We start from the raw sequence: 17,499 nt of genomic DNA, 5'->3' as shown, positions 1-17,499 counted from the left end.
GCTTTCATCGCAGGAGGTAGGGCATGTTGACGGTGACGGCGCCGGTGGGACAACGGGCGGCGCAGGGGCCGCAGTACCAGCATTCGTCGACGTGCATGAACGCCTTGCCGTTGTCGGGGTTGATGGCCAGTGAGTCGAGGGGACAGATCTCCACGCACAGCGTGCAGCCCTCGATGCACAGGGATTCGTCGATGGTGACCGGGACGTCGACGCGCTGGGTGGCCTGGGCCATCATTCTCCTCTGATCAGATTGCTGCGCAGCGTGATTCGATCACCGCGCAACCGGATGTACTCGAGATCGACGGGGCGGCCGTCGTCGAGATGGGCGAGCCGCTCGAGCAGCAGCAGTGACGCGGACTGCGGCACCTGCAGGATGGCCGCGGAGTGCGGGTCGGCCGACACGGCCTCCACCGCGACGTCGGCCCCGCCGAGCCGCTGTCCGGTGACGAGCTCGATGAGCGCGAACACGTCATTGTGCTCCAGGGAGTGCTCGAGGACGGCGTCGCCGATGTCTCGCGCGAGGTAGGTCATGTCCAGACTCAGCGGCAGGTCCCCCAGATAGCGCAGCCGCTCGATGAACACCACCGGTTCGCCGGGCGCGACGGCGAGCCGGGCCGCCACCGACGGCGGGGCGCTGACGGTCATCGCGGCGCGGACCTCGTTGCGGATCTCGCCGTAATCCCGGAACGTCTCCTTCAACCCGACGAGGTGATTGAGGCCGTGGTCGTACTTGCGGACCGCGACCCGCGTGCCGACCTTGGGTTCGCGGTCGATGAGGCCCTCGGCCTTGAGCACGGCGAGCGCCTGCCGCACGGCGTTGCGCGACACCAGGAACTCGGCGGCCAGTTCGGCTTCGGTGGGCAGCCCGTCCGGATAACCGCCGGCGTGGATCTGGTGGCGCACGACGTCGGCCACCAGACGTGCCTGGTCGGCGCGCGGCCGGCGTAGCGGGGTCGGCTCTGTCACTGTTCACCTCCTGGCGGGAAAGCGCTGTCGGCGACGCTAAACGGGGTCGGGCCCCGATCCGGCGACGCCGACAGGGGAGCTGAGGTACGTGGCGGTATTGCGCCACCGGGGACCCGCGGGGACCTGCGCGGACCGGGGTGGGCGCCGCCTTTGCGCCACCACCGCGGCGGCGGGACACTTTGCGATCCCGGTGAGCAGAAGTCCACGGCGGCACCCGCCGGTTCTCGCCGAAGCGGTCGCGCGCACGGCCGCGGCATGCTATCGAAGGGGGGTGTCCACCAAACTCGCGGCGCTCGCCGGTGCGTGCGCCGTCCTGGCCGGCTGCGCCGGGGCTCCGGTGGACGACCGACCTGTCGTCCGGATCGTCGAGGCCGCCAAGCCGACGGCGGCGATACCGCTGGGGCACTTCCTGCCCACGGCGCAGGAGTTGTCGACGACGCTGGAGACCGGACCCAACGGCTTCGCCGGACAACTCGTCGAAGGCGGCGCGGACATGCTGCTGCGCAGCGTCGGGGCCGGCGAGACCAGCCCTCCCGACTGTGCCGGGGCCGCCTACCGGCTACAGCAGGCCGTCTACGACGGCAGCCCGGTGCAGTCGGTCGCCACGAACTCCTGGGCGGGAGGTGGGTTCGACGGTCCACCGGTGACCGGCTTCTTCGGCGTGGTGCAGATGACGAGTGCGGCTGCCGCGCAGGAATTCTTCGTCGCCGCGACCGAGCGCTGGCGCCGGTGCAACGGAGCGACGGTGACGCGGCACGAGGCCGGCGACGGCGGCGACGAGCTCAGCAGGATCGCCGACGTCAGCTTCGAGCGCCAAGTGGTATCGGCGAGCGTGCTGCACACGGCGGCGGGCACCGCATCGCCGACCGCGCTGCGTGCGATCGGGCTGGCCGGCGACTGCATCGTCGAGGTCGACCTCGCCGACCCCCGCCCCACCGACCAGGCTGCCCGGCCCGCCGTCGGCGTCGCCGACCTGATTCTGAACAAGATCACGACACAGCGCTGAGCGTCGGTGGACAATGGCGCGGTGAAACCTGTGCCGACGCGTCGCCTCTGCAGTCTGCTGCTGGCGGCGTCCGGGCTGCTCTGCGGCTGTGTGAGCACCGTAGAGGGCGCCGCCGTGCGTGCCCAGGGGGCCGCCCCCGTGGATGTCGGTGTGCTCGACGAGGCCGCCCTGGGCCGCTTGATACTCACGATCGGCGAGGTCAACGGGATCATGGGCAGCACCCAGATGCAAGTCACCGGCGAACTCGATCAGATGACCGACCACTCCGACGAGGTGTCGGATCCCGACTGCCTCGGGGCGGTCTACGGCGCCGAGGAGCCGGTGTACGCCCGTACGGGGTGGACGGCGGTGCGCGATCAAGTGGCCCGCGAACCCAGCGACGACAACGACCACTGGGTCGAGCAGACGGCGGTGCTCTATCCCACGGCGCAGGCGGCCACGACGTTCGTGGACACGTCCTTCACGATCTGGCAGGGCTGCGCCAATGAGTCGATCGACGTCGGCGACGGTGAGTACTCGTGGCAGCTGGGGGACGTCGACGCCACCGACGCGGGCGGCGTCAACCTGATCACCCAGATGACCACACAGCAGGGCGCCGACGGCTGGGAGTGCCAGCACGCGCTGTCGGCGGTGTCCAACGCGACGGTCGAGGCGTGGGCGTGCGGCTACAGCATCAACGGTGAGGCAGCCGAGATCGCCACGGCGATGGTCCAGAAGGCCCGGAAGTAGCCGGGCCGAGTTGCGCTCTCGGCGGTTGCAACCATCGCCCCGATGACCCGCCGCGCCATAGCTTTCGGGCGTGACGCGTGAAGTGCACCTCCTGACCTTCGGCAACACCCGCTCGGCGGGCCCGTGGCGACATCCCGCCATCGACAGCACGCCGGAAGCTGTGCGGCGTCGGCTGATCGACCACGTCAGGGCCGCGGAGGCGGCCACGTTCGACGCGGTGTTCTTCGCCGACGGTCTGAACTTCGGCCCGCCCGCCACCTGGGCCTACAAGACGACCGAGGACTTCGAGCCGTTCACGACCGCGGCGGCGTTGTCGTCGGTGACCGAGCGCATCGGATTGGTGCTCACCGGATCGGCGACCCTGCAACATCCCTACCACCTGGCACGCCAACTACTCTCGCTCGACCATCTCAGCGGCGGACGGACCGGGTGGAACCTGGTGACGAGCTTCGCCCGGGCCGCGGCCGAGAACTTCAGCGCGCGAGACGTCGTCGACCACGACGAGCGATACCGCATCGCCGACGAGGCCATCGACGTCGTCGAAAAGCTCTGGGACTCCTGGGGTGACGGCGCCGTTGTCGCCGACAGGGCGGCCGGCATCTATCACGACGTGACCAGGATCCACGTGCCCGACCACCACGGCCCCTACTTCGACGTCAAAGGTCCTCTCGGCGCGGCCCGCTCGGTGCAGGGCCGCCCGGTGGTCTTCCAGGCCGGATCCTCGGACACCGGAAGCGTGTTCGCGGCACGCCACGCGGAGGTCATCTTCACCGGACAGGGCGATGTCGACCGGGCTCGCGCGTTCTACCGTCGTATCCACGACGAGGCGGCCCGGCAGGGCCGCGAACGTCCACCCCTGATCACGCCGTCCCTGCGGTTCATCGTCGGGTCCACCGAGGACGAGGCGCGGCGCGCGGAACAGACCGCCTACGAGTACTTCAGCCCCGAATATCAGGCGGGCTGGCTTCTCGAGGTCGACGTCGACGTCACCGACGCCGATCTGGACGGTCCGGTGCCCGCATCGGCTTTCCCCGAGACGACCGAAACGCACCAGACGGCGCTGGCGGGATACCGCGCGCTGGCGACCGACGGCAATCCGACGGTGCGCGAATTCCTCTGGCGCACGGTCAGTGGCTGGGGTGCGCGCGTCGTCGGCACACCCGAGCAGATCGCCGACGAGATCGAGCGGTGGACGTCGACGCAGGCATCAGACGGCTTCGTGCTTCAAGACTCCGGATTGCCCGGTCAATTCCGGCTCTTCGCCGAGCAGGTGGTTCCCGTGCTGCGCAAACGAGGATTGTTCCGGCATGAGTATCGCGGTGCGACCCTGCGCGACCACCTCGGGTTGGCGGTGCCGGCCAACCGCTACGAGGTGGCGTCATGACCGGCGACCCGTTCGTGTTGTCGGCGTTCACGATGTCGACCGTCTCGCACGGCAACTACGGGCTCTGGCGGCACCCGGAGGACCAGACCTCCCGGTACACCGACATCCGCTACTGGGTCGACCTCGCCACCACGCTCGACGCCGGCGGATTCGACGTGCTGTTCCTGGCCGACGCGGTCGGACAACTCGACGTCTACGGCGGCGGTGCCTCGGCTGCGTTGACCCGGGCAGTCCAGACGCCGGTCACCGACCCGTTGTTGGCGGTGTCGGCGATGGCCGCCGCCACCGAACGGCTCGGCTTCGGCGTCACGGTGTCCACCACCTATGAACACCCCTATCTGCTGGCCCGCAAGTTCAGCACGCTCGACCACCTCACCGACGGACGGATCGGCTGGAACATCGTGACCTCGCTGCTGGACAGCGCGGCCCGCAACATCATCGGCCGTGACCGGCAGATCCCGCACGACGAGCGCTACGCGATCGCCGAGGAGTTCGTCGACGTGACGTTCAAGCTGTGGGAAGGCTCCTGGGAGCCCGACGCGGTGGTCCGCGACCACCGCCGCGGGGTGTACACCGAGGCGAGCCGTGTTCACCCGATCCGCCACGACGGCGAATACTTCAGCGTGCCCGGCGCCCACCTCGTCGAGCCTTCGCCACAGCGCACCCCGGTGCTGTTTCAGGCCGGAACATCGCCCGCCGGGCGCGAATTCGCGGCGCGCAACGCCGAACTGGTGTTCGCCAGCGACCCCCGTCCGGACGTGCTGCGGGCCAACATCGACGATGTCCGTCGGCGGGCGCACCGCCATGGTCGAGATCCCCGCTCGATCAAGTTCCTCACCTCGGTCGAGATCGTGGTCGACGGCAGCGATTCGGCGGCCCGGGCCAAGGCCGACGACCTGGCCTCCTACCACGATCTGGAGGGCGGGCTGGTGCTGCTGTCCGCCCTGAGCGGTGTCGACTGGTCCCGCTACGGTGTCGACCGTCCCATCGAGCAGTTCGACACCGATGCGAGCCGGTCGATCCTGGCGGCGGTCGACGGCGACCGGCACGGCATCACCCTGCGCGACTACGTCGGCGGGCTCGGCGGCTTCGGCGGACGCCTGTTCGTCGGTTCTGCGCGCACCGTGGCCGACGACCTCGAGGGCTACGCCGAAGCCACGGGGGTGGACGGCTTCAACATCGCCTATCACGTGACCCCGGGCAGCTTCGTCGACGTCGTCGAACATCTGATCCCCGAGCTTCGACGCCGCGGCCGCACGGGTGCGCAGGATGGTTCAGTGACGTTGCGGGAGAGACTCTTCGGTGGTTCGGCATGGCTGCCCGACGACCACCCCGCATCGAGGTACCGGCGGAAAAGAATCTTGTCGATTTGATGGCTCACACCTCGAGCCCACCATCAGGCACCGTGTCACACAGATAACCATCACGTTAAATCGACTGAGCGACTTGAGCTTACGTGCATGCCACGCAGGCAGCCGTAGTGCGCTTCAGTCGGGAAGGCAGCTGAACATGTCCACACCCATTCGCCCCGAGGTGGCCCTGTCCGGGCGTCCGCTGGCCTCCGCGGAGGGCACCGGCCTGGAGCGCGACGCCGTCGGCTTCTGGGGCGTGTTCGCGCAGGGACTCGCGGCCGCCGCACCCAGCGTGGCCGTCGCCGTCGTGCCCTTCTCCCTGTTCGTCGCAGCGGGCAAGGGAGCCGCCTGGGCGGTGCTCGTCGGCCTCCTCATCGCCGTTCTGATCGCCGCCACCATCAGCTTCCAGGCAAAGCGCACTGTGTCCTCGGGCTCGCTGGGCACCTACACGGGCAATGGGCTGGGTCCGGGCTTCGCGTTCGCCGCCGGGTTCAGCCTGTTGATCGGCTACATCGGCTTCGCCACCACGGGGACCCTGGGCGGCGTGCTGTATCTGGACTCCTTCCTCGAGTCGGTCGGACTCGGCTCGCAGGCGCACTGGTTCCGCCTGCTCCTGGTCGTCGTTGTCGTCGGCGCGGCCGTGTATCTGCCCTATCGCGGTGTGTCGATCTCCGCGCGCTACGAGCTCATCTTCGAACTGATCGCGATCGCATCGATTCTCGTGATCATCGTCGGCGCCTACATCAGCTACGGCTTCCACATCGACTGGGAGCAATGGGATCCCAAGCATCTCACCGTCAGTGCGACGTTCATCGCCGCGGTCACCGCCGTCGGCTCCTACGCGGGCTTCGAGAGCGTCGCCTCCCTGGGAGCCGAGGCCAAGGACGCGCACCGCACCATCGCCCGGTCGCTGCTGCGGGTGGTGCTGCTGCTCGGGGTGCTCTACATCGCCGCGACGTACCCGCAGATCCTGTTCTTCGACGACATCGATCCGGACAAGGCGGTGCTCCCGCAGCTGGCCGACAGCGTCGGTGTGCACTGGGTGAATCAGGTCGTCAGTGCTGCGGTCGCGGTGGCGTTCATCGTGTTCGTCACCGCAGTCACCACCGCCGGCGCCCGATCACTGTTCACGTTCGCGCACGAGGGGCGCTGCCGGCGGCGCTGGCCCGCGTGCACCCGAAGTACAAGACGCCGTCTGTCGGAGTGCTGTTCATCGGACTGCTCGCGCTGGTGTTCTCCGTGGTCGCGACCTTCAGCTCGGCGGGCCGGCTGGTGTTCGACGTCTACGGGGGGTACGTGGCGACGTGGGGATTCCTGATCAGTTACCTGCTGGTCGTGATCGCGACCCCGATCTGGCTCCGAAAGATCAAGGCCCTGACGCCTGCCCGGCTCGCGGTGTCCGCCGCGGCCACCCTGGCCCTCGGCTACGTCATCGTGAGCAACTTCTACCCGGTGCCCGAGTTCCCCTACAACATCCTGCCGTTCATCTTCGCGGCGATCCTCGGGGCCGGCCTGATCTGGTACGCGTATCTGAAGCGCACCAAGCCTGAGGTCGCGCGTCGTGTCGGCACCATCCAGACGCTGTCCGACGAGGAGAAGCAGCGCCTCGCCGACGAGGGCATCCTCGACGTCCTGGGCCGCCGTGACGATGACGAGGATCCGGAGTCCCGGGTCGAGCAGGAACAGGTGGTGCGGTGACCGTCCTCGCACCGTCATGGCTCGAGGCTGCCCATTCCGTCCGGGAGTCGTTGAAAAGCGATGCCGCGCAGCGGGATCGATCGGGTGCCGCGCCGCGCGCCGAGGTGGAGCTGCTCAGGGATGCCGGGCTTCTGGGCATCTTCGTCCCGCGTGAGCACGGCGGGGGTGGAGCGTCGTGGTCGGAGGTGGCCGCGGTGATCGGAGCCGTGGCGCAGGCCGACTCGTCGGTGGCGCACGTGCTGCTGTACCACTATTTCGGTAGCCTTGCGGGCACCCGGGGCGAGAACGGGTTCGTCGGGCCCGAGCGCGCCCGCCGCATCGCCGAGGGGCGACTGTTCAACGGGACCGTCGCCCAGGCCGCCTACCCACCGCTGATCACGGCCACGCAGACTCCGCAGGGTTTCCGGCTCACCGGGACCAAGCCGTTCACCAGCGGCGCCGCCCTCGCCGATGTCCTCGTAGTGTGGGCGGCCTTCGACGAGGGCACGGTGCTGCTCGGCAATGACGTCGCCGGCCAGCTGGCCACCTTTCACGTCGACGCCGCCGCGCCCGGCGTGTCCTTCGGTGGGGACTGGGACAACGTCGGTCAGCGGCTCACCGTCAGTGGGACGACCACGTTGACCCATGTCGAGGCGCGCACCGGCGACATCATCGGCTACGGGTACGGGGTGGAGGAGTCCAGCGCCGCGGATCATCTCGACGTGCTGCACATGTACGCCGGGTTCGCCACCATTTTCACCGGCATCGCGGTCGGCGCCCTCGAGGAGGCCGCGGACTACACCCGCGCCCGGTCGCGGGCGTGGGTGGAATCGCCCCATTCGCGTGCGACGGAGGATCCGTTGGTGCGGGAGCGGTATGGCCGGCTGTGGACGCAGGTGCAGTCCGCGATCGCGCTGACCGATCGCGCGAACGCCGCACTCGACGCGGTGCGGGAGGCGGGCGACGACCTGTCCTGGGCGCACCGCGCCGACGCCGTCACGCTGATCAACGCGGCGAGGGTGCACGCCAGCGAGGTCGCCCTCGAGGTCTCGAGCCGGCTGTTCGAGGTGACAGGCGCCCGTTCCAGTGCCGCCGCGACGGGCTTGGATCGTTTCTGGCGCAACGCCAGAACGCTGAGCCTGCACGATCCGCTGCCGCACAAGCAGGTGCAGATCGGCGCCTATGTGCTCGACGGCGTCGAGCCGTCTCCCGGTTTCTATTCCTGACGTTGCCCGACGAGAGTGAAAACGATGACTGTGACCTACCTGCGGGGTGTGGACAACTGGTCGGTGGCGCCCGCCACTGAGCGCGATTACCCACTGATCGCCGACTTCCTGGCCACCACAGCGGGTCTCGGGGGACGCAAGTTCGCCGCCGATTCCCGCGACGTGGCCGAACAACTCGCCGGCGCCTTCCCGGGAGCCGCCACGGTGGCGCGGGACGGATCCGGGCGGGTGCGTGGATACGCGTCGCTGAACCGGCCGCACGGGGTGGAACCGGAACTGTTCGCCGACTTCGCACTCGATCCTGCGGTGCCACAGGATCTGGCCGACGCCGTCGTCGCGTTCGTCCTCGACCGGTTCGCCACCGAGAGCACCGCGATCCCGGGTTCGTTCTTCCGCACCATCGTCAGTACCGCCCAACGGGCGGTGATCGATGCCCTGCTGCGTCGCGGCGCCGTCGAGGAGGGCCAGTTCATCCGGACCCGCAAACCCCTGCACGACGAGGACGCAGGGCTGCTGACCGGTGTCGCGATTCCCGGGGTGACGGTGATCGGCTGGCCCGAGGTCATCGCTCGCGACCTCGGCGAGCAGGTGCGCCGACTACAGTTCGACACCTTCCTCGAGCACTTCGGCAACATGTCGAAGACCCCCGAGCTGTGGGAACACCACATCCACAGTCGGTCGTTCGCTCCCGATTTCAGCGTCGCCGCACTCGACGAGACCGGCGCGGTGGTCGGCTACGTGCTGGGATCTCTGTTCACCGCCGGCGTCGCCCCGGACGAAGAGCGAAGCGCCCATACCGATTACATCGGGGTCAGGGCCGATCAGCGCCGCCGGGGAATCGCCGAACTGCTCCTGAAACGCATCTGGCTGGCAGCGCTGCACAGAGGCCTGACCGTCGCGTCGCTGGGCACCGACATCCACAACCGCACCAATGCCCACGTGCTGTATCACCGGCTGGGCTACCGGGCCGTCGAACACTCGTCGGCCTACCGCATCGACGGTGCCGCCTGATGCCGGCCGGCCCGTCCTACCTGGAGCCCGGTACCGCGGCCATCGCGGATCTGCGCGGCCGCTTCCAGCCGATCTTCGACCGCATCGCTGAGGGCAATGTCGCACGTGAGCGCGACCGCGAGTTTCCGCGGCAGCAGGTGCGATGGCTCAACGACGCGGGTTTCGGCACGATACGAATCCCGCAGTCGCGCGGCGGATTCGGTGCGACGCTGGAGCAGACGTTCGAGCTGCTGTCCGACCTCGCCGTCGCCGACGCGAACGTGTCCCACATCTGGCGCAATCACCTCGCGTTCGTGGAGGACCGGCTCAACGCCGAGGTCTCCGACACCAACGACCGGTGGATCAAACGTTTCCTGCACGGCGACTTCGTGGGCGGCGGTTGGACGGAGGCCAACAACGTCACGCTGGCCAACATGGTGACCACCGTGACCGCACGCGACGATCACTGGGTGGTGACAGGCTCGAAATACTATGCCACGGGCAGCTTGTACGCCGACTGGCTCGACGTCATCGGCCGCGACGAACGCGGCGAACTCCTGACGGCACTGGTCCGGGCGGACGATCCGGGCGTGACGCTGGTCGACGATTGGCGGGGCTTCGGGCAGCGCACCACCGCCAGCGGATCGGCACGCTACGACGGGGTGCGCGCCGAGCGTGGTGACGTGTTCCCGGCGGCCGAGCGCTTCGGCTACCAGCCGCACTTCTACCAGATCGCGATGCTGTCGGTGCTGACCGGAATCACGCGGGCGGCGCTGCGGGACGGATCCGCGGCACTGATCGACCGTGCCCGCAACTACCCACAGGGTCTGGCTGAGCGTCCGGCCGATGATCCACAGCTGCTGCAGGTGATCGGTGAGGTGTCGGCCGAGGCGTTCGCCGCCGAATCGGCCCTGGCGCGCGCCGCGCAGAGCCTCGACGCGGTGGTCGCGATACGGATCGCCGGGCATGGATCGCAAGTCCGACAGCCGTTGATCGATGCCGAGATCGCCGTGTCACAAGCTCAATTGGTGATCATCGCCAGTGCGCTGCGCGCGACGACCGCGATCTTCGATGCCCTCGGCGCCTCCGGCGTCTCGGAAGGTCTTGCGTTGGACCGGCACTGGCGCAATGCGCGGACCCTGGCCTCGCACAACCCCCGCGTGTACAAGGCGCGGATCATCGGGGACTGGCTGATCAACGGCAAGGACCCGGTGCCCGACCTCGTTGCCCGCCACCGCGGCGGTCAGGGCGTCTGACCCCTGTCTGCGCCCTGGTGACCTGATCTGACCAATGCGTTACCGGGCCGCACAAAGCCGGGCTGCTGAAGTGTGCGGATGGTCCGCAGTGCGGCCTGCGGGATCACCCGCCTGAAGAAGGGGCCGGCGTCGAAGGTGGCGCGAACTTCTTTCACGTAGGAGCGGGGGAGGCCGAAGCGGATCAGTCCCTGGCTGACGTCGACCAGATCAGCGCGGCGAACTGCCTCGACCAGCGGCGAGTACGGACGCGACGAGTCGTACCCGGAGAACCGGTGGTGTTCGGCGATGACGACCGCCAGTTCGTCGGACCAACTCTCGCGGCCGGTCTGCTGCAGCCAGGCGTCCTGCGCCTCGATCGACGGGACGAGATAGTCCAGCGTTTCGAATGCGGCGAGGTCGTGGAACGCCACCGCGATCGCCAGCTTGTCGTCGCGGTCCGGCGCGTCGGGTGTCAGCGCACGGGCGTAATTCACCACCCGGTAGACGTGCGCTTTGTACGCGTCGTAACCGGCGTCGTCGCCGTGCGCGCGGGGGCGATGGGACTCGAGGATCTCCTCCACTAGTGGCACGTTGGGAAAGATCTCAGGCGACGTCACGGCGCCATCCTAGGTGGGCGCGGTGGCCCGCCTGGCGCCATCACGGGCGATGCGGTGCACATTCCGGGCGCCGTGAGATCATTCCAGCGTCACCTGCGGACGTCTTGCCGCGATCGCGGCGCCGGCAGCGAACACCGCGACGAGCAGCACCACCACGCCGATCGCGATCGGCGTCGAGCCGCCGACCAGAACCGGCAGGTTCTGGAACACCAGCAACAGCACCGCGACGAGACCGACCAGACCGATCCCCGGTGCGACGAAGGCCCGCCACACCGAGACGTCCAGATCGCCGGATCGTCGTCGTCGCGCGAAGAACGCCAGGACCGCGACGCTCGTCGCGATGAGCAAGATGATGATGCCGACGGTGGAGATCCCGGCCAGCCAGGTGTAGAACTGCGTGACCGGATCCAGACCGAGCGCGATCCCGGCCACGAGAAAGACCAGTACCACGATTCCGTCCAGGCCGGACGCCAGGTGCGGAGAGGCGTGATGTACGTGCGCCTCCCCGAGCGAGGCCGGGAAGACCTTGCGGTTGGACAGCGTGAACACATAGCGGGCAACGACGTTGTGGAACGACAGGATGCACGCGAACAGGCTGGTCACGAACAGCACCTGCACGATGTGCAGTCCCACGGTCCCCAGATACTCCTGGGTGGCACCCGGCAGCAGACCCGATGGATCGGCAACCGCCTGCTCGACCACGCGACTGTCGCCCCAGGCCGTGATCAGCGCCCACGTCGACACCGTGTAGAACGCGCCGATCAGCAGCAGGGCCAGGAACGTCGCGCGGGGAATGGTGCGCAGCGGATCTCGCGCCTCGTCACGGAAGACCGCGGTGGCCTCGAAACCGATGAAGCTCAGGAACGCGAACAGCAGCGCGATACCGGGTGCGCCCGAGACGATCTCGGACGGCGAGAGAAAGCCGGCGGACAAACCCTCGTGGCCGCCGGTCACCGCGACCACGGCGTCGAGCACCAGGACGATGGCCACCTCGGCGATCAGCAGCACACCGAGAACGTTGCGGGACAGGTCGATGTTGCGGTGGCCGAGCACGGTCACGATCACCAGGGTGGCCAACGCCCAGATGCCCCAATGGATATCAGGAAGGCCGTAGGAGGAGAACAGCGCCTGGGCGCCTTGACCTATGAGGCCGTACACACCGATTTCGAGGGCGAGATACGAGATGAGGGCGACGAACGCGAACCCGAACCCGGTGATCCGGCCGAGGCCCTTGCCGATGTAGGAGTAGAACGCACCCGCGTTCGGAACATGCGGTGTCAGTGCGGTGAACCCTACGGCGAACAGCAACACGATGACCGTGCTGATGATGAAGATCGCCGGGAATCCCACCCCGTTGCCGCTGGCGATGCCGAGAGGCACAGGCCCGCCGATGACCCCGAGCGGGGAGGCGGCCGCCACGACGACGAAGACGATGCCCCAGACGCCGAGTGTGCCGCGCAATCTGCGGTGGGCGTGGGGGTCCGCCGCGTCGTCGGCGACGTTGGCGCCGCCGGTTTCGTCAATCCGATTCGCCATGGTTCGTCCTCGAGGCCGGGCAACAGGTCGACGGACACTAACGTCGGAGGCGCCCCACACAGGAGAGTTCCGATCAGCGCGATTGCTGGTCGGTTGCACCACCGTGGGTGGTCGATCAGACGGTGCGGAAGGTCTCCGCCGGCCTCACGACGAACTGACTGGGAGGCTGGCGAAGCCGCGAAGGGTGACTCCGTGTCGGCGTCGACCGCCATCCACGGTCCGCAGCCGCGGAAGGCGTTGACTGAGCGTTCGCAGAGCGATGCTGCCCTCGAGGCGAGCCAGTCCCGCCCCGAGGCAGTAGTGGACACCGCTACTGAACGCGAGATGATCGGCCGCGTTCGCACGGCTCACCCGAAACGCCGACGGGTCGTCGAACACCGCGGGATCGCGGTTCGCCGCGGCCAGATCGACCACGATCGTGCTGTCGGTCGGAATCAGGCTGCCACACAGGGTGATCGGCTCATGGGTGACCCTGCTGGTGAGCTGAACGGGCGGTTCGAGTCTCAGCGACTCCTCGACGGCGTTGTCGGCCAGAGCGGAATCGGCCACGAGCTGTTCCCACGGCTCGCGCGCCGCCAGCATCGCCGACACAGCGTTACCGATCAGGTTGACGGTGGTCTCGAAGCCGGCGATCAGGAGGAGCGCGCAGGTGGCGTGCAGATCGTCGGCGGTCATGTCTCCGGCATCTGTCGCGCCGACCAGCATGCTGATCACGTCATCGCCCGGGCGGACTCGCCGTTCGGCGGACAGCACGTCGAACAACCCGATCAGTTCCCGGTGGGCTTCTGCGAGCTCCCGCGCCTGGCGGTACGACGTCACGCCGTCGAGAGATTGCGCCACGACGTTGCCGATCTCGGCGAAACGCGTCCGGTTGACGTCGGGGATGCCGAAGAGGTCGCTGATGACCTCGATCGGCAGTGGCCCGGCGAAGTCGCCGATGAGGTCGAAGTGACCGGCGTCCTCGACGCGATCCAGCAGCCGATTCGCGACGGCTTCGATCCGCGCCGCGTAGGTCCGGATGACGGCTGGGCGGAATCCCGGTGCCGCCAGCCGCCGCAGGCGCGCATGGTCCGGGTCGTCCAGCGACAGGAAGGAGTCGAGGAGCAGGTTGTCAGCGTCGTAGCGACTCTCGTCGGGAAGCGATTCGCGTCCATCGCTGTGACGCACCCCGACCCGCGGGTCGCGCAAGATCTGTTGGCACAACTCATGGGAGCTGGCGACGTACATTCCGGTCCGGCTCCGGGTCAGTGGCCCCAGGCGGCGGATCCGATCGTGCACCGCACCGGCATCCGAGGTGTGGGCGGTCGATTCGATGAGGCCGACAGGATCGCCGATGGCCGCGAGGAACTTCAGTGACGCAGCATCGCGAACCGCGGTCAGGACGTCGAATGCCTTCTCCAACAGAGTGGTTGCCGCCATGGCGGGGTTCTCCTCGGGTCGGGGTGCCGGTGGGTCAGGGCCGTATGCCGTTCAACAGAATCGCGAGAATGAGCCGTGGGGCGTCTCGGACGGCGAGACGGCCGTCGGCGACGGCCTCCCATGCCGTGTGCACCGTTCCCAGCAATGCCCACGCAATCCACCACGCCGGAATCTCGCGGCCGAGTTCTCCCCGCGACTGAGCTCTTTCGAGATAGCCGATCAGAGGTGCGTCGAGTCGGTCGTAGCGCTCGGTCACCGACGTTTGGGTATCCAGTGACCGCTCTCGGAGGAGGAACTCGACGCGCGGGCCGAGTGGGAGGATTCCGTCGACCACCCGCCCCAGCACCGATTCGACGGGGGCATCGCTGTCGAGGCCGCTGCCGGCGTAGACGGTTTCGATGACGTCCATCGCGTCATGCGCCATCGCGGCCAAGAGCGCCTCGCGTGTGGGAAAGCGGGCGTGCAGGGTCGTCCTGCTGATGCCGGCCGCCTCGGCGATCTCACCCAGCGAGGCGCTCGGTTGGGCGAGAAGCGTCCGGGTGGCCACCTCGAGCAGCGTCGCCTCCTGAACAACCATGTTCAGAACTGTACATGGTTGTTCGGAATTTGACAGATACGTTCACCCTCGGGCGGGCGCACGCGCTGTGGTGCGCCCGCGCGAGAGGAGCGCGCGAGATCAGGCCGTGGCGGACAGCGCCGCCCGGCGCCGCGGGCCGAGAAGGTCACCCCACGCGGCGAACGCCTCGGCATGATCCGCCGACGACGAACCGGTGGCCACGGCGACCAGTCCCGCGGCGAGGCTGCCCAACCCGACACCGGTCTGGTGCACGACGCGCACGAGTTCGTCGAACGCCTCGCGGCGCGAGCAGCCCCGCAGGCCGATCAGGATGCCCACGGCGATGTCGATGACCTGACGAGACGTGTCGTCTGCGGCACGAAAACTCATGCGTTCGATGGTCGGCCGACAACCTGTGTGCTGCCAGCATTGCGCGCAGGCAGACGCAAAAACGGAACGTTCCTGTTACACAGGCGCGTTCGCCGGCTGGAAGCCGCCCGAGCTGTCGGCTTCCTCCTCGGCGCGGATCACGTGCACGACCGCATTGATCAGCGCCAGGTGGGTGAACGCCTGCGGGAAGTTGCCCAGGTGCCGGCCCGTGCGGGGCTCGATTTCCTCGGCGTACAGATGCAGCGGGCTGGCGAAGGACAGCAGGCGTTCGCACAGGTGCCGCGCCCGGTGGATCTCACCGATCTCCACCAGTGCCGACACCAGCCAGAACGAGCAGATCGTGAACGTGCCCTCCTCGCCGGACAATCCGTCGTCGGTCTCCTCGGTGCGGTAGCGCAGCACCAGGCCGTTCTCGGTCAACTCCTCGGCGATCGCCAGCACCGTCGCGCGGATCCGCGGATCGTCGGACGGCAGGAACCGGGTCAGCACCGCCAGCAGCAGCGACGCGTCGAGCGCGTCGTCGCCGTAGCGCTGGGTGAGCACGCCGCGGGAGTCGACGCCGTGGGCCAGGATGTCGTCCTTGATCTCCTCGGCGATGGCGCGCCACTGCTGGGCGTAGGACTTCTCACCCTCCAGGTCGGCCAGTTTGGCCCCGCGGTCCAGCGCCACCCAGCACATGATCTTGCTGGAGGTGAAGTGCTGCGGTTCGCCGCGCACCTCCCAGATGCCGCGGTCGGGTTCGCGCCAGTGCTTGATGGCCTCCTCGACCTGTTCCTTGAGCACCGGCCAGAGCGTCTCGGGGATCTGCTCGCGGGACTTGGTGTGCAGATACACCGAATCGAGCATCGTGCCCCAGATGTCGTGCTGCATCTGGTTGTAGGCGCCGTTGCCGATGCGCACCGGCCGGGCGTTGTCGTACCCCGACAGGTGGTGCAGTTCCTCCTCGACCAGGCTGCGTTCCCCGCCCACGCCGTACATCACCTGCAGCGGGTGGCGCTGGCCGTTGTTGGCGCCGGACACGTCGGCGATGAACGCGAAGAAGTCGTCGGCCTCGCGGTCCAGGCCCAGGGTGTAGAGGCCCCACAGTGCGAACGTCGAATCGCGCACCCACGCATAGCGGTAGTCCCAATTGCGTTCGCCCTGAGGCGTTTCGGGCAGCGATGTGGTGGGCGCGGCGAGCAGCGCGCCCGTGGGGGAGTAGGTCAGGCCCTTGAGGGTCAGCGCGCTGCGCTGCAGATACGACCGCCACGGATGGTCGGGGAAATCACCGACGTTGATCCACTGCCGCCAGCACTCGCTGGTCTTCCACATCTTGTCGGCGGCCTCGTCGAAGGTCTGCGGCGCCGGGTGCTTCGACCAGCTCAGCGCGACGAACACGTTGTCGCCCTCGGACAGCCGGGTCCGGGCGCGGGCTTCGCGGCCTTCCAGGCCGATGCGCAGGTTCGTGGTCAGCCGCAGCGTCGGATGGGAGTCCGGGTTCTTCGTCGCCCGGGCGATCGCCTCCCCGTAGGCCTGCGCGGAGTACTCCCAGCTGGCGCTGGTGCGGTGGTAGTCGAACGACGGCTCGCAGCTCATCACGAGTTCGACGGTGCCGGACACGCAGCGCACGGTGCGCAGCAGGATGTGTTCGGCGTCCCAGTCCATCGGGGTGCGCCGGTGGGTGCGTGACCGGGTCTCGAGGTCATGCCACGGACCCATCACCAGCGCGTCGCGCACGATCACCCAGCCGGTGTGGGTCTGCCACGTGGTCTCGAGGATCAGGCTGCCCGGCAGATACCGCCGGGCGGCCGGCACCGACACCCCGTACGGGCCGAGCCGGAAGTGGCCGGCGCCGCGGTCGAGGATCGCGCCGAAGACGCTCGGTGAGTCCGGCCGCGGCACGCACAGCCACTCCACCGACCCGGCCGAGGAGATCAGGCAGGTGTTCTCGCAGTCGGACAGGAACGCGTAGTCCGCGATCGGCGGGAACGGGTTGCGCAGCGGACCGGTGTTCGCATACGACGGAGTCGTTGCCAGCGCGAATGCCGACGATTCGCCGTTGGCGCTCACCGCGCTGGAGGCGGCCTGGGTGGGCTGCAGAACCATTTGCTCATCATCGACTGCCGGGTACCTCGGCGTCTACCCGAACACGCCTGCGCCTCGCAAGCCGGGGCGTGCGCCTAGTCTGGGCCGGGTGGGCGGATTCCTGAGCTGGTGGGACGGAGTGGAGCTCTGGCTCTCGGGGCTGCCGTTCGTCGCGCAGTCGGTGGTGGTGATCCCCGTGGTGCTTGCTCTGGCCTACGCCGTGGCGGTCGTGCTGGACGCGGTGCTCGACCGCGGCATCCAGCTGCAGCAGCGCCTGCGCCGTTCGCCCGACGAGGCGGCGGGCGACACCGAGGGGAGTGACCGATGAGTGGGATGCCTCGCTCCCGGGTGA

At 68.4% G+C, this 17,499-nt stretch carries 16 protein-coding genes and 1 pseudogene; 9 read left to right on the top strand and 8 right to left on the bottom strand.

Going from position 1 to position 17,499, the window contains the following annotated elements; genetic code table 11:
* Positions 1-4: 4 nt before the first annotated feature.
* Both MCHUDSM44219_RS16355 and MCHUDSM44219_RS16350 read right to left on the bottom strand, forming a co-directional pair.
* Entirely contained in the window at positions 5-232 is a 228-nt protein-coding gene (locus MCHUDSM44219_RS16355; protein ID WP_043410598.1) for a 4Fe-4S dicluster domain-containing protein, read from the bottom strand.
* Positions 232-966 (bottom strand): GntR family transcriptional regulator, encoded by a 735-nt coding sequence (locus MCHUDSM44219_RS16350; protein ID WP_048419283.1) that lies wholly within the window; start codon positions 964-966, stop codon positions 232-234. The genes MCHUDSM44219_RS16355 and MCHUDSM44219_RS16350 overlap by 1 nt, the downstream gene beginning before the upstream one ends.
* Before the next feature lie 271 nt (positions 967-1,237).
* Here MCHUDSM44219_RS16350 and MCHUDSM44219_RS16345 point away from each other — a divergent pair, with 271 nt between their 5' ends.
* From MCHUDSM44219_RS16345 to MCHUDSM44219_RS16310, 8 genes and pseudogenes are all read left to right on the top strand, one after another.
* Positions 1,238-1,972, top strand: a complete 735-nt coding sequence (locus tag MCHUDSM44219_RS16345) for a sensor domain-containing protein (RefSeq protein WP_048419282.1) — start codon at positions 1,238-1,240, stop codon at positions 1,970-1,972.
* Positions 1,973-1,993: 21 nt separating this feature from the next.
* Positions 1,994-2,701 carry a sensor domain-containing protein gene (locus tag MCHUDSM44219_RS16340; RefSeq protein ID WP_413783615.1) on the top strand — a complete coding sequence of 236 codons (708 nt, stop codon included), beginning with the start codon at positions 1,994-1,996 and terminating at the stop codon, positions 2,699-2,701.
* A gap of 70 nt (positions 2,702-2,771) precedes the next feature.
* Entirely contained in the window at positions 2,772-4,085 is a 1,314-nt protein-coding gene (locus tag MCHUDSM44219_RS16335) for an NtaA/DmoA family FMN-dependent monooxygenase (RefSeq protein WP_048419281.1), read from the top strand.
* A complete protein-coding gene (locus MCHUDSM44219_RS16330) occupies positions 4,082-5,458 on the top strand; it encodes an LLM class flavin-dependent oxidoreductase (protein WP_048419280.1) in 1,377 nt (458 codons plus the stop codon). The genes MCHUDSM44219_RS16335 and MCHUDSM44219_RS16330 overlap by 4 nt, the downstream gene beginning before the upstream one ends.
* A gap of 136 nt (positions 5,459-5,594) precedes the next feature.
* A pseudogene (locus MCHUDSM44219_RS16325) lies at positions 5,595-7,135 on the top strand (APC family permease).
* Positions 7,132-8,340, top strand: a complete 1,209-nt coding sequence (locus MCHUDSM44219_RS16320; protein WP_048419279.1) for an acyl-CoA dehydrogenase family protein — start codon at positions 7,132-7,134, stop codon at positions 8,338-8,340. Before MCHUDSM44219_RS16325 ends, MCHUDSM44219_RS16320 begins: the two are co-directional and overlap by 4 nt.
* 24 nt (positions 8,341-8,364) lie before the next feature.
* Entirely contained in the window at positions 8,365-9,351 is a 987-nt protein-coding gene (locus MCHUDSM44219_RS16315; protein ID WP_109777791.1) for a GNAT family N-acetyltransferase, read from the top strand.
* Entirely contained in the window at positions 9,351-10,586 is a 1,236-nt protein-coding gene (locus tag MCHUDSM44219_RS16310; RefSeq protein WP_048419278.1) for an acyl-CoA dehydrogenase family protein, read from the top strand. Before MCHUDSM44219_RS16315 ends, MCHUDSM44219_RS16310 begins: the two co-directional genes overlap by 1 nt.
* On the opposite strand, the gene MCHUDSM44219_RS16305 is transcribed toward MCHUDSM44219_RS16310, so the two are convergent.
* The 6 genes from MCHUDSM44219_RS16305 to MCHUDSM44219_RS16280 form a co-directional block, all read right to left on the bottom strand.
* Positions 10,574-11,182 (bottom strand): HD domain-containing protein, encoded by a 609-nt coding sequence (locus MCHUDSM44219_RS16305; protein ID WP_048419277.1) that lies wholly within the window; start codon positions 11,180-11,182, stop codon positions 10,574-10,576. The genes MCHUDSM44219_RS16310 and MCHUDSM44219_RS16305 overlap by 13 nt on opposite strands.
* A gap of 78 nt (positions 11,183-11,260) precedes the next feature.
* A complete protein-coding gene (locus MCHUDSM44219_RS16300) occupies positions 11,261-12,718 on the bottom strand; it encodes an APC family permease (RefSeq protein WP_048419276.1) in 1,458 nt (485 codons plus the stop codon).
* 144 nt (positions 12,719-12,862) lie between these two features.
* Positions 12,863-14,137 carry a cytochrome P450 gene (locus MCHUDSM44219_RS16295; protein ID WP_053081274.1) on the bottom strand — a complete coding sequence of 425 codons (1,275 nt, stop codon included), beginning with the start codon at positions 14,135-14,137 and terminating at the stop codon, positions 12,863-12,865.
* A gap of 34 nt (positions 14,138-14,171) precedes the next feature.
* Positions 14,172-14,714 (bottom strand): TetR/AcrR family transcriptional regulator, encoded by a 543-nt coding sequence (locus tag MCHUDSM44219_RS16290; protein ID WP_048419275.1) that lies wholly within the window; start codon positions 14,712-14,714, stop codon positions 14,172-14,174.
* Between the two features lie 99 nt (positions 14,715-14,813).
* Entirely contained in the window at positions 14,814-15,083 is a 270-nt protein-coding gene (locus MCHUDSM44219_RS16285) for an ANTAR domain-containing protein (protein ID WP_048419274.1), read from the bottom strand.
* Between the two features lie 75 nt (positions 15,084-15,158).
* Positions 15,159-17,168, bottom strand: a complete 2,010-nt coding sequence (locus MCHUDSM44219_RS16280) for a glycoside hydrolase family 15 protein (RefSeq protein WP_048419273.1) — start codon at positions 17,166-17,168, stop codon at positions 15,159-15,161.
* Positions 17,169-17,247: 79 nt separating this feature from the next.
* Between MCHUDSM44219_RS16280 and MCHUDSM44219_RS16275 the strand changes: the two genes are divergently transcribed.
* Complete coding sequence (locus MCHUDSM44219_RS16275) at positions 17,248-17,475, top strand: hypothetical protein (protein ID WP_109777802.1); 228 nt, start codon at positions 17,248-17,250, stop codon at positions 17,473-17,475.
* The last annotated feature ends 24 nt before the right edge of the window (positions 17,476-17,499 follow it).

Origin of the sequence: Mycolicibacterium chubuense (assembly GCF_001044255.1) — a bacterium.
GTDB lineage: Bacteria > Actinomycetota > Actinomycetes > Mycobacteriales > Mycobacteriaceae > Mycobacterium > Mycobacterium chubuense.
The sequence above is the reverse complement of the archived record's forward strand: the minus strand, read 5'-3'. Positions and strand labels throughout refer to the sequence as shown.

Coding starts and splice junctions, on each gene's coding strand:
- MCHUDSM44219_RS16355 (WP_043410598.1), bottom strand. CDS start 232: ATGGCCCAGGCCACCCAGCGCGTCGACGTCCCGGTCACCATCGACGAA.
- MCHUDSM44219_RS16330 (WP_048419280.1), top strand. CDS start 4,082: ATGACCGGCGACCCGTTCGTGTTGTCGGCGTTCACGATGTCGACCGTC.
- MCHUDSM44219_RS16315 (WP_109777791.1), top strand. CDS start 8,365: ATGACTGTGACCTACCTGCGGGGTGTGGACAACTGGTCGGTGGCGCCC.
- MCHUDSM44219_RS16310 (WP_048419278.1), top strand. CDS start 9,351: ATGCCGGCCGGCCCGTCCTACCTGGAGCCCGGTACCGCGGCCATCGCG.
- MCHUDSM44219_RS16300 (WP_048419276.1), bottom strand. CDS start 12,718: ATGGCGAATCGGATTGACGAAACCGGCGGCGCCAACGTCGCCGACGAC.
- MCHUDSM44219_RS16295 (WP_053081274.1), bottom strand. CDS start 14,137: ATGGCGGCAACCACTCTGTTGGAGAAGGCATTCGACGTCCTGACCGCG.
- MCHUDSM44219_RS16290 (WP_048419275.1), bottom strand. CDS start 14,714: ATGGTTGTTCAGGAGGCGACGCTGCTCGAGGTGGCCACCCGGACGCTT.
- MCHUDSM44219_RS16285 (WP_048419274.1), bottom strand. CDS start 15,083: ATGAGTTTTCGTGCCGCAGACGACACGTCTCGTCAGGTCATCGACATC.
- MCHUDSM44219_RS16280 (WP_048419273.1), bottom strand. CDS start 17,168: ATGGTTCTGCAGCCCACCCAGGCCGCCTCCAGCGCGGTGAGCGCCAAC.